The sequence below is a fragment of the Metalysinibacillus jejuensis genome (assembly GCF_003057615.1).
GTDB lineage: Bacteria > Bacillota > Bacilli > Bacillales_A > Planococcaceae > Metalysinibacillus > Metalysinibacillus jejuensis.
The window spans coordinates 1-12412 of sequence record NZ_QAFW01000014.1; the positions used below are offsets into that span (position 1 = coordinate 1).

The window sequence follows — 12412 nt, forward strand, 5'->3', positions numbered from 1 at the left end:
AAATGAAGGCATTCGCCTATTGGCATTAGCATAGAAACAAAAACTCTTGGAACAAGAGGGTTAGCTCGGTCAGTTTTCGTTGGCTAGTAAAAGCAACGATAAGTCGAGAAGCCCCCACTTCAATTAGACCGCAAGGTCAATAAGTGGTGGGTAGTTCACTAAATCGTGATCCCCTTCAACGCAGTTGGAAAGCAGCCACAGAAAGTGCTCTTTACTTTCCGTTGATTGACAGAAACAGCCTTTATACTTCTAAAAAAAGCGAACGCCATGTTTTTCTTGGCCTTCGCTTTTTAGTTGCGCCTTAACGGTAAAGTACATACTGCCCCTCTTCCGCCCTTCCTAAATAATACGGCAGCTGTGGCACGCGGTGACGAAAATCGTAAGGACTAATAGTTTCGCCTGTTGCGGCGAGCGTAAATGACGTATACAGCAAGCGCTTCGCATTAATAATTGTTGTAGTGTCGTGAAATCTGCTGCTATGTAGGTGCTTGACACTTAACGCGTCATGCGCCAAATAAAAGGCGTAACCCGCTTCGCTCTTTACAGCGTACAACTGCACGGGGCGGATGGCGAGCACGTCACTTGCCATTAACGCGGCTACTTCTGGATGATCAAGCGCTACGCTTGCCTCGAAAAACGGCGCATCAGGGTGCAAGGTGCCGCACTGCAGCTCGCGGTAGATGGCGTACACTACGCGGTAAAAGCCGTCGTTTGTATCGGTGATGGCTTCGACTAATAACCTAAAGGCTTCGCTCACGTTAATCACCGCGAATCACCCCAGTCGCGCGTTGGTAGTGCACTTCTACTTTACCCGTCGGACCATTGCGATGCTTGGCAATGTGAAGCTCTAGCGTTTCGTCTTTCGTTTGTTCGTAATAGCTGTCGCGGTATAAAAACACCACCACATCGGCATCTTGTTCGAGGTTGCCTGAATCACGCAAATCACTGAGCACGGGGCGTTTGTCCTGGCGCTGTTCGACGCTGCGTGATAGCTGAGACAGCACAACAACAGGGCAATCGAGCTCTTTCGCTAATTGCTTTAACCCCCAGCTAATGGCGCCCATCGTTTGCGCTGTGGTCGCAAAAGCTTCCGGAGTACGAATGAGCTGAATGTAGTCAATAAAAATAATCGGGCGCTTTGTACTGCGGCGAATAATATGACGCGCTTGCGCTTGAATTTCGGCGACTGTTAGCCCAGCGCGGTCGTTAATGTATAAATCATACGCCATCATCTTGTTGAGCGTATCGCCCCAACTCGCCTTTTGCCCTTCTGTAAAATAGCGGTACGGATCACGCATTTTTAAGCGGTTATAATTGCCTTCTGCCGCAATTTGGCGCTCGATGATCGTCTCACGTGCCATTTCAAGCGAAAACACAAGCACCGTGTGCCCGCGCTGAGCGGCTGTGAGGGCAAAATGGTTCATGACGTCAGTTTTCCCCATCGAAGGACGCGCCGCAATGAGCGTTAACTCTTTCGGCTGAAAACCGTTAAGCGCACGGTCAAAACCTGCAAGCCCCGTCATCACACCACGCGACACACGCGGCTCAAACGGTAAGTTTTTCAGCGCTTCAAGGTCAGGTTGAATGGGTAAACACATCGGCTCTTGGTGCAAACTAATCGCTTCAAGCGCTTGAAAAATTGCCTCCACTTCCCAGTCCATCGTTTGCGCTTGTTGTAAAATTTTATGCTTTTGCCCGTAGCGCCAGTGTGCTAATAATGCTTTTTGGTAATGGGCAAATTTTTCGGGATTGGCGCAGTATGTCAGCTCTTGCAAATAATTAGCGCCACCAAGTGCTTGCGGCTCTGCGGTCGTCAACAATGTAATATAGTCCACGTGTTGCCCGTTTTTTTGTAAGTGCTGCATTTGCGTGAAAATGAAGCGGTGTTGGTGCGTCGCAAAATGCGCTGGTCGAAGCAATGTGTCGGCAATATACGTGTTATCCGCCAGCATCGTGCCAAGTAAACTTTTCTCCGCAAGTACGACTTGTTCCATCAGCCTTCTCCTTCTTCAAAATCAAGTACGACCTCGTGCACCGCAACTTTTTTTGCAGGCTTCGCTTTTTTTAAATAACTTTCAAAGCGCAAGCCAAATAACGTACTTGGACGTAAATAGCGCGCATACGGCGTATTTTGCCACGTCTTGACTTTGGCTTCAATGACCGCAATAAAGTCATCATACGTGTAACCCTGCATCGCCACTTCTGTCACGAGGCGCTGGCTTTTCCTGCTCTCGGGGTTGAAGGTTTTATCCGCTTTATCATTCAAAAAAAGAATCACATCTCGCGTTAGCGCGATATAATATTTCTTTATATCTTTTATATCTTTACTTATTGTTCCGTCCAACTTGACCAAGCCCTTGTGCTCAATATGGTCGTAACGTAACATCCATTTTGAACCGGTCACTTTGACTAGCTCTGTGTAGCACAATGTGTACCACTTGGTGTGGTCATTGCGTGAGCGATTGAACGCTTGTGTCGCCTGAATATACCCCTTATCTTCAAGTTTCATTAACGTGCGCCGCACCGTAGTGAGTGACCAAAACGGAAACTCCTGTTGCCACACTTCATACGATCCTTTCACCCAGCGCCTGCCGCTCCGCTCTTCTACGCCGAGACGCGAACGATAATGCAGCTGCTGCAACACAATCGCTTCGTTGAGCCCCACCCTCTCTGCTAATTGCGGCAAAACTAATAGTGGTGCTTCTTCGGTTAATAATTTCATACTATCTCCCCCTTCACTATTCAATACGTAAAGAACCTACTAAAAAGCGACAAGCGGAGCTAAAATTTTTTAGCACGACATTTATTTTATTCGCAAAGAGCGACGTTTTTAGGGTGACAATGAAAGGAGCGACAATGACGATGCAATTAAACGCAACGACACGCAAAATTTCAATCCACGCTCCTAATGAAAGGAGCGACGCGATCGACTCGCTTTGCTGTGTGATAAGCTGCATTTCAATCCACGCTCCTAATGAAAGGAGCGACTACTCCCTTCTACTGTCAGCACAGCAGCGCCCAAATTTCAATCCACGCTCCTAATGAAAGGAGCGACATTCTCAAACACTCCTTTTCACGCATCTTCCACCATTTCAATCCACGCTCCTAATGAAAGGAGCGACCTAACGGCAATCACGATGGAGGTAAGGCGTAATGATTTCAATCCACGCTCCTAATGAAAGGAGCGACTCTCCCGCTCGTACCACTTTGCGAAGAGTTTAATATTTCAATCCACGCTCCTAATTAAAGGAGCGACCTTCGTCTTTTGTCATGTTTGTGAACGGCATATCCTTATCATTTCAATCCACGCTCCTAATGAAAGGAGCGACAGAGATACTATACTGGGTAAGTATGGTAACGGTATTTCAATCCACGCTCCTAATGAAAGGAGCGACATCTTCGTACGCCACATCTTGCTCTCTCGTTAACTCATTTCAATCCACGCTCCTAATGAAAGGAGCGACAACGGCATCTACACTACTTGTGACAATTGTACGATTTCAATCCACGCTCCTAATGAAAGGAGCGACGTGTAATTACTAGCGATCAATAACCATACCTTCATATTTCAATCCACGCTCCTAATGAAAGGAGCGACAGGCATTAATGCTGTATGAGGTATTTGTTATAGGTATTTCAATCCACGCTCCTAATGAAAGGAGCGACTTGTGGGGCTGTTTAACCGCAGCTACACCGTACCAATTTCAATCCACGCTCCTAATGAAAGGAGCGACCTTAATGACTACCACAAAAATAAGTACGCATCCCTATTTCAATCCACGCTCCTAATGAAAGGAGCGACATTTTTGGTAGGAGGTGAAACGATGACACTTGTAATTTCAATCCACGCTCCTAATGAAAGGAGCGACCTAATCTTTTACGATTATTTATGGACTTAGCCCTTATTTCAATCCACGCTCCTAATGAAAGGAGCGACATTAGGTTGCTTACCTGAGGCCATCCAATCGATTATTTCAATCCACGCTCCTAATGAAAGGAGCGACATTAGGTTGCTTACCTGAGGCCATCCAATCGATTATTTCAATCCACGCTCCTAATGAAAGGAGCGACCTAATCTTTTACGATTATTTATGGACTTAGCCCTTATTTCAATCCACGCTCCTAATGAAAGGAGCGACTACTCCCTTCTACTGTCAGCACAGCAGCGCCCAAATTTCAATCCACGCTCCTAATGAAAGGAGCGACAGTGCAAGCGTGCCACGCACACGAATAGTTAAAATTTCAATCCACGCTCCTAATGAAAGGAGCGACGCTACAGTGTTAGGCGTTGAAAGACCTGCAGCATTAATTTCAATCCACGCTCCTAATGAAAGGAGCGACACTGTCAATGTTAAAAAAATCAGCCAAACGCTTAATTTCAATCCACGCTCCTAATGAAAGGAGCGACGCTAACGCATTAGATATAACCATCTGTATAAACGGATTTCAATCCACGCTCCTAATGAAAGGAGCGACGCTAACGCATTAGATATAACCATCTGTATAAACGGATTTCAATCCACGCTCCTAATGAAAGGAGCGACGCTAGAGAGTGTTAAGTTTGCTATGCAATTCATCATTTCAATCCACGCTCCTAATGAAAGGAGCGACGACAGACGGTAAAACATATAAGCGTGAAGCGATTATTTCAATCCACGCTCCTAATGAAAGGAGCGACCAAATACGTACCTGCTACTGGTTGGTACGTTTGATTTCAATCCACGCTCCTAATGAAAGGAGCGACGACCACGATGTTGTAGCGCTGATGACTTCTCCGTTATTTCAATCCACGCTCCTAATGAAAGGAGCGACCCACCTTTTAATAAACCACTGACACCCATATTACATTTCAATCCACGCTCCTAATGAAAGGAGCGACGGTTTTTCAAAATTTCAATTGCGGCAGCATCAGCTATTTCAATCCACGCTCCTAATGAAAGGAGCGACATTCTTCGATGTTTGATTTTAGTTTTAAGTTGGAATTTCAATCCACGCTCCTAATGAAAGGAGCGACGCTAACGCATTAGATATAACCATCTGTATAAACGGATTTCAATCCACGCTCCTAATGAAAGGAGCGACTAGAGTTTTCTCGAAAATAAAATCTGTTCATGTATTTCAATCCACGCTCCTAATGAAAGGAGCGACTTTGTTGCGCTTGCAACTCTTTTAATTGATCCATATTTCAATCCACGCTCCTAATGGAAGGAGCGACGTCAAGACATTTTCTTCCCAAGCTTGTTCGATATATTTCAATCCACGCTCCTAATGGAAGGAGCGACCGTCATATTGGAGCAAAGGAAGCGATTGAAGTAGAATTTCAATCCACGCTCCTAATGGAAGGAGCGACCGCAAAATATAGTATTTTGCTAAGGTGTAACACTAGATATTGTGCTTGGAGCTACATGTTTAGAAGCGCGTTGAGAGAAATGTCTAGAAAAAGAGCGTAATAACTGTGCGAACCTCCCGGGAAAAACATGGGCGCTTGGGGTTCGCCGCTTCTAAAAAATCAACGGCTTCTCTACTTCAACCTTTTCGTAATGATTGCCTAGGCGGTAAAACGTAACGAGTTTGTATCAGAATGAATAATTGATCTGTCTACCTCGCTTCTCACCTACAAACGGATTCTCTGTCAATTTATGCAGCGTACTCCCTTCAGCAGCGCCCAAGAAAGCAAAGTGTTGTAAGCCTGACAACCGTAAGTAATCGTCTTCCTTATAATCCGTCATAAACTTGTACCGCTAAATTATCAAGCGGTGCTACGGTAATTTCATAATTTTCGATTGATGGTGGGAAGTCATCTTTCACACGCGTTACGTTAACTGTTCGGTGCACTTTAGCTGATGAATATTGACCTAATTTGCTATTATGTTCCCACCAAATGAGTTTATTAACTTCCATACTGCCGTCAGGACGTGCTGATGAGGCATCGTTCGCAAATAATGTGCGTAGCGCTTCTTTAATAGCCTCCGCATCTTCTTTACTAAAGCCCGTACGTTCTGCGAGTTGTGGGTTGATGCTGCCATAAAATACATACACACCAAAATCAACACGATGTTTCATACCCATGGTGTCTGACGTTTTTTGACTAGGGTCTTTCGCATTTGTTGTTGAGTTAACACTTTTTGTAATTTGCATACTTGTAATATCAACAGGCTCAACACTTGTGGCAGAGTGGATAGATACAGGACCACGCACACCAAGACTTAATTTATCACCTTTAAAGGCAAAAACTTGACCAAATGCACGTACATCAAACCACGTATCACAAGCGATTTTTTCAGCTAAAGCTACATCGCCTTTCGCATTTTTTAAGATTTTTTCGAGTTCGGGTACACTCGCTACACGGTCACGCACACTACGAAAGGCATCGTTGCGACGCTCATCTGACTGCACTAAAATGGCTTGATTATCATCTTGCAGGCGATTACGCAACTTACGTTTGATCGCAACATCCGAAATTTCACCGTGCCCGTTAAAGTCTTGACGCGGGCGATTGCCATTGAGTGGATCACCATTAGGGTTAGCTTTATCTACGGTTACGACTACCGCAAAATCAATTTTATTCGTTAGTGTTGTCATTTGTTACTTCCTCCTTTTTCGTATACATCGCTTGCACTTGACTACTATAGCCGAGTAAAAATACGGGACCTAACGGCGCATCTGTCATTTGCTCTATTGTGAGACGCGCCTCTAGCTCTTGAATAATCTTCGCATAACGCGTAGCTTTAGCTCCTTGACGCTCAAAATACGGGTTGAGTTGTTTACGAATCACATGCCATGTACGTGCAGGGCGCTGGCTAAATGCGTTAAAATAGCGTGTCGCATTGGTCGAGCGATTTTCGCCTCGCTCCTTGAGCGCACTACGTTCCATTACTTCCGCTACACCGAGTAGACGACCAAATAAATAGTCACGGTTATTATTGTCTTCTTGAATTGCCACAGTATATCCCTCACTCTCATATTGTTTGGTAATTAAGGCGCAGGCGATGTTGACCGTTGCCTCCCAAGACTCCATTAAGCCTTTAAAGCTTGATGGGTTTTTTACGCGATTAAAAATTAGGCGCACAACATCTTTTGGTATCGGCTTTTTTTCGATAATACATGGCAAAAGCCTTGTATATAGTTCCTTTTTTATACGAGGGTCTGCCTTACTACCATAAACCGCTTCCACAATACGATACGTTGAAGGTGTATAAATCCCCCGCTTCATTTGCTTTGTTTCTTTATCTTGTGTAACTTGTAGCCAGCGGCACGTGGTATACCAATGACTAAGCGCCGCTACATATTGCTTAGGGTTCGTTTGTTGATAATACACAATGGCTAATCGTCCTGATGTGGCTGCATCCACTGCCATAATAATAATTTGCTCTTGCTTATCTTCTGGTAAAAGAGGGCCAATGCCGTGTAAATTTGCAGCTAGCGTTTTAGCTATCACTTCTTTCGTTTGTGCAGGTTGTAGTGTTGTCGTTTCAAAGTCACTCATACCAAATTCACCCGAGGCAAACGGATCAATCGTTGATGGTTGCTCTACGCCAAAAGCGACAAAGTAGCGACTATCCACATACGTACCTTGGCGTTGAATAAGCCAGCGCAAGGCGTGATGTGATTTTTGTGACACCTCATAACCAATTTGCACCGCTTCATCGGCTTCTTTAAAACGTCCGCGATACGTAAAACCTTTATCATCATTTGATGAAATAAGCTTAGATAAATCACCTGCATTACGTATGCGCGAACCATGTTGCGTCGTTAAAATGGCATCTGTTTGCGCGGTTACATAGCACGTACCTCGTTCACTCTCTGCTACCTCATTAAAATATGCGATATAATTGTCATACAGTGCTGTGTTTTCCCACACTGCTTGGTAATGCGGCATTTGCACATTAAACCTTATAAAACTATCAAGAATATTACCTGCTGCTACTTTATAAATCGCTGGTTTATCGTCACCCGTCCATTTAGTTAGCACCATACCATCTGTATCAACAGGGAAAACTCCCGCTTCTACTAAATCTTGCACAACTTGCGCTTTGGCAATATACGTATAAATCGCTTGCACTTCTTGTGGTGCATGATGCGCTGTTGCCCAGCCCTTGAGCTGTTCACGGTACGTTTTGAAGTAGTCTGCTCGCTTTTCCTCACCGCCATAAGCCAAATAATCGCCTGCGACATAAAATACTTTGTCATGTAAATAATGCGGACGTATGGCTGCACCTGAACGGTTAGCAGAACCTAGCGTCATCGGCACAATGGTGCGTGCTTGGTCTTTTTCTAACACTTTAGCCGCAATAAATTCACCACTTGGCGAAAGTACGATTTCGATTTGGGCGCTTTGTGTCATATGAGCAACAGGTAGTAACGTAAAGCGCTGTTTACGCACTTCTTCAAACTGTCCAACACGATGTGCATTGTTGTCATACACTTGCGCAAGTTGCGACATCCAACTCATAACTCCGCCTCCCCAAACAGTTCTTCATATTCTTCGTCTACGGTTTTAAAATTTTGCCCTTTTACAAAAGATTTTGCGTTACCTTTACCAAGCGGGCGCACCACTTCGCACGCTTCAGGACGCACAAACGTAATGACGCCATCCTTCATAGTTGGCGACCAAATTCTTGCTTGCCACTCGCTGTTTTCGGCTTCATCTGGGTAAGTAAAACCATGAAACATCGGGCCAAAAGCAATGTCGCCATAGCCATCATAAAAGCTTTGACCGCTACCAAAAACACACGCTTCTACATAGCCTTGGCACTCACGTGTACCTAAATAAATGTCACGGCGTCCCCCGCGCTCCACTGAACGCTTTGCAATATTATGATGCTTATGTTCATTGCGGTCATACGCAAGATCAGGTCGTTGTTCGTTAAATTCAAAATGCGCGCGTACTTGATACTTCGGCGCGCGCAAATACGTATAGTACGCCAAGTCATTTGAGGCATCCTGGTATTTTGCAGGGCGCATACCTTTTACCTCTGTTTGAATCGGCTCCATCACGCGCACCTCATCAATAATCCATGTGATAGTCGGCTTCCAGTAAATCGATTCTACAATACCTTTTAGCGCTTCATACGTAGGGATTTGGTAGGTGAATTTTTCGCCACCAATCCGTGTTACAGGGTCTGTAAATAACGCGTATTTTCCGTATACAACAAATTCAATTTGATTACGCAATGGTACACCTCCTAAAATTGATAATTACTAAAACTACCTTCCCCACTTATACTTAAACCATATTTGTCGTTATAACCATTTTCATGTATGGCAACTATATGATCTTGATACAGCGGTTGCAGTAAACCTTCTTTTATGAGTGCATCCAACTCATACCGATAAATCGTAATCGCATACTGTTGTGCTTTTTTAAGCACTTCATTTAATTGTTCAAGCGGCATATCTTCGTTTAATTGTGCAATTAACTGCTTACCTTCTTTGTAAGGCACTAACACAGATGTGGTCGGTGACGAAATGGCTTCAAAATGTTGTTCAAGCGTTTTAAAACTATTGACCATATAGGTGCTGCGCTCATTTTTTATACTGCCATCAATTAACTGAATTAATGGTGTATCCAAATTACGTGGCGTTTGCGAAATTTCACGCTTAGCTTGTGCATCAAAAGCCGTAAAATACCTAGCAATCGTGTCAGGATGTAAAAAATCTGTCGTATGCGGCAAAATATATTCAGCCATTACTTCTGCCCCAATGCGAATTTCTGGTAAGCGGCTGAGGTTTTCTGCTTTGGCTTTAACGATATACACATCGCCTCGTTCACGTTCGGCATTGCGGTTACATCGCCCTGCCGCCTGTGCAATGGCATCTAACCCCGCTAATGAACGCATGACTGCTTCAAAACTAATATCTACACCCGCTTCAATAAGTTGCGAACTCACACAAATCATACGCTCCTTACCTAATTTGTCGTTAATTTCTTCTAAAATTTTGCTGCGATGTGCAGGGCACATGGCAGTACTCAAATGATAAACTTTTGCGATTTGCCTCTTATCGAGCGCTTCAAAAAGTTGGCGCACCGCTGTTTTGGTATTTAAAATAATGAGTAATGATTGACGATCTGCCATAATAGCCTCCGCCTTATCCGCAAGTTGCTCTGCGTCCATCCCTTGTGTAGTTACTTCATTATGAAGTGTCACACGTTCGAAAGCCTTAGCAATTTGCGCAAGGTTTGGTACCATCTCTGCCCCTGGTTTTAGCGTAATGCCGTAAGCCATCTCACCGACGGTCGGTTGCGTTGCGGTACAAAGTACAATGCTGCTATTGCCAATATGATGTAAAAAGTTTACGGCACTATTAAACAGCGCAAAATGGAAATACGGCACAGACTGCACCTCATCAAAAATGATAACGGCATCCGTTAAATTATGTAGACGACGCGTTTTACGTGTACCTTTTTGAAAAAATGCATCCAAAAACTGTACCATTGTTGTAAAAATAATCGGATAATCCCAATTATCGCGCCCCAACTGCAATTTTTTATGTAGCGCACTGTCATAATAGTCTTCTTCACCATCAGGTGCATCAACAACATTAGCATGGTGCTCTAGTACCGCTTCTGGCGCCGCTATAATAGCAGCAACAGCTTTAGCATTTTGCTCAAGTATGGTCGTATAAGGTACGACGTAAATGATGCGTTTTTTGCCATAAAGGCTTGCATGTTTAAGCGCATAGCGTAAACTCGCAAATGTTTTACCACCACCCGTTGGAATGGACAAGGTATATATTGCAGAAGGTTGCTCCGCTAAACGGTCGCAATTTTCGGACATTTCTGTGCGTAATTGATTAATCGGCGTTGTACTTTTTTGCCATCCGTTTACGGTTTCCATCAAGTTAGCGTAATACGGTTCAAATGCAGGTTGTTGTTGATTTGGCGTGGTCTGTTCTTCAAAACAACGTGTATTAGTACGGTCCGCATCCAATAAAAAACTAAAAATAAGTTTTTGGGCATAATTTAAGCCCACCACTCGTTGGTTTACAGGCATCGTCTGCACTATTTTTTCCTGCAATCGTTTAAATTCTTCAACGGCTTCCGAAAATAGCGCATCAACACGTGCGATATTGCCTGCTACTGCTTCAAAGTTCGATTTTACCTCAGCATAATACGGCAGTTCTTTCGTTACGACACGTCGGATGTAGTCTGACGGTGCTAAATCAAGTTGAATAAAGTTTTGTAAGCCCGCATGATGTGATAAAACAGCCATGCCGATAATTTCTGCAACGTAAGGATGTGTCTTATAATGACGCTCATATAAATATTTTGCACCAGCCGTAGAGTGATCAATTTTTGTAGCACTTACCTTTTGATGATAAACAGCTTGCTCAATATAATCTGTGAATGCTTGTGTATATTTACCCATATCATGTAGGAGCCCTGCTAATTCAGCGTGCGCACCTAAGCCTGTAGCTGTTCCGTATTGCCTTGCTAATGCCGCTACTTCATTAAGGTGCGTCTGTACATCTTGTATCTCATGGTCACTCGACCGAATATGTGCAATAAACATATCATCCCTCCATCATAATACCTTTATTTTACTTTTAAAACAATATTTAATCAAATTATATCTAAGTGCGCATGTTTTACTCACTTACCTGCATAGAACTAGTCTTTTGCGCACCTCTTGCACATTTACCTGCATAGAACTACTCTTGGGCGCATTTCTCACTCGCTTACCTGCATAGAGCTAATCTAATGCGCACTTCTTGCACATTTACCTGCATAGAACTACTCTTGGGCGCACTTCTCACTCACTTACCTGCATAGAACTAGTCTTTTGCGCACCTCTTGCACATTTACCTGCATAGAACTACTCTTGGGCGCACTTCTCACTCGCTTACCTGCATAGAGCTAATCTAATGCGCACTTCTTGCACATTTACCTGCCCGAACACTAAATAGGAAAAACAAACCTAGATGCTTTTTTGAGCCAATCCACGTATAATAGAACTACAATGTTAAATGAGGTGAGCAAGTGAATTTAGACGGCTGGTTTATGTGGTTCATACTGTTTTGGGTGTTTGTGCTCATTACGTTTATGGGCATTGGCGGCTTCTTTATGTTCCGCAAGTTTTTAAAATCATTGCCAAAAGGTGACGGCAAATCAACGCTCGATTGGCAAGATCATTATATCGAAAAATCGCTTCACTTATGGGACGATCAATCGAAAGCGTTATTATATGAGCTCGTTAGCCCGGTGCCTGAGCTGTTTCGTCAAGTAGCGAAGGAAAAAATCGCAGGGAAAATTGGTGAGCTCGCGCTAACCGAAAAGGCTAAGCGCATCGATGAGGATTTAATTATTCGCGGCTATATTCAAGCAACGCCCAAGCGCGACCATAAATTTTTGCGTAAAAAACTTGAGGAAATGCAAATTGATATCGCGCCGTATGAGCATTTATTTTAGTAC

General features: G+C 43.9%; 8 protein-coding genes and 1 CRISPR repeat array. Of the genes, 1 reads left to right on the forward strand and 7 read right to left on the reverse strand.

Annotated elements, in window-relative coordinates:
- Positions 1–301: 301 nt before the first annotated feature.
- From DDE80_RS06495 to DDE80_RS06525, 7 genes are all read right to left on the reverse strand, one after another.
- Positions 302–766, reverse strand: coding sequence for a hypothetical protein (locus tag DDE80_RS06495; RefSeq protein WP_108306865.1), 465 nt, complete (start codon positions 764–766; stop codon positions 302–304).
- Positions 759–1994, reverse strand: a complete 1236-nt coding sequence (locus tag DDE80_RS06500; protein ID WP_108306866.1) for a replicative DNA helicase — start codon at positions 1992–1994, stop codon at positions 759–761. Before DDE80_RS06500 ends, DDE80_RS06495 begins: the two co-directional genes overlap by 8 nt.
- Entirely contained in the window at positions 1994–2722 is a 729-nt protein-coding gene (locus DDE80_RS06505; protein WP_108306867.1) for a conserved phage C-terminal domain-containing protein, read from the reverse strand. Before DDE80_RS06505 ends, DDE80_RS06500 begins: the two co-directional genes overlap by 1 nt.
- Before the next feature lie 167 nt (positions 2723–2889).
- Positions 2890–5350: direct repeats of the CRISPR family, unit length 33 nt; unit sequence ATTTCAATCCACGCTCCTAATGAAAGGAGCGAC.
- 365 nt (positions 5351–5715) lie between these two features.
- The gene (gene cas7c / locus DDE80_RS06510) at positions 5716–6582 is read right to left on the reverse strand and encodes a type I-C CRISPR-associated protein Cas7/Csd2 (protein ID WP_108306868.1); all 867 of its coding nucleotides are present in this window, start codon (positions 6580–6582) and stop codon (positions 5716–5718) included.
- Entirely contained in the window at positions 6563–8452 is a 1890-nt protein-coding gene (cas8c, locus tag DDE80_RS06515) for a type I-C CRISPR-associated protein Cas8c/Csd1 (RefSeq protein WP_108306869.1), read from the reverse strand. Before cas8c ends, cas7c begins: the two co-directional genes overlap by 20 nt.
- Positions 8449–9174, reverse strand: coding sequence for a type I-C CRISPR-associated protein Cas5c (cas5c, locus tag DDE80_RS06520; protein WP_108306870.1), 726 nt, complete (start codon positions 9172–9174; stop codon positions 8449–8451). The genes cas8c and cas5c overlap by 4 nt, the downstream gene beginning before the upstream one ends.
- An 11-nt stretch (positions 9175–9185) precedes the next feature.
- On the reverse strand, positions 9186–11513 hold the full coding sequence (locus DDE80_RS06525; protein WP_108306871.1) for a CRISPR-associated helicase/endonuclease Cas3: 2328 nt from the start codon (positions 11511–11513) through the stop codon (positions 9186–9188).
- Between the two features lie 488 nt (positions 11514–12001).
- On the opposite strand from DDE80_RS06525, the gene DDE80_RS06530 reads away from it, so the two are divergent.
- Positions 12002–12409: a DUF2621 domain-containing protein gene (locus DDE80_RS06530; protein WP_108306914.1), complete on the forward strand. Its 408-nt coding sequence runs from the start codon at positions 12002–12004 to the stop codon at positions 12407–12409.
- Positions 12410–12412: the final 3 nt, after the last annotated feature.